Genomic DNA, 336 nt, shown 5'->3' on the forward strand with positions numbered 1-336 from the left:
TCGTTGCTGTTGATAATTGGCACAGCAGTTCCTGCTACTCCATTTACTGTTGTAGTTAAATCATTTACTGCCGATGTATTAGAAACACCGCTAACAGCATCTGAAGTTGTAGAAACCCCATTTACATTAGAGGTCAGAGTATTGCCCGCAAGACTCAGAGCATTGGTTGTACCAGCTGTAATAGCTGGAGTCAAATCTAGTGCAGTACTTGCAACTCCATTTACAGTTGTAGTTAAAGTTGCTCCTGTCAACGAGGTCTCGTTGCTGTTGATAATTGGCACAGCAGTTCCTGCTACTCCATTTACTGTTGTAGTTAAATCATTTACTGCCGATGTA

At 41.7% G+C, this 336-nt stretch carries 1 pseudogene; it reads right to left on the minus strand.

What is annotated here, in order from left to right:
• A pseudogene (locus tag SOM12_RS24105) lies at positions 1-336 on the minus strand (hypothetical protein); the annotation flags it as partial.

It is taken from the genome of Flavobacterium sp. CFBP9031, from assembly GCF_034044945.1.
GTDB lineage: Bacteria > Bacteroidota > Bacteroidia > Flavobacteriales > Flavobacteriaceae > Flavobacterium.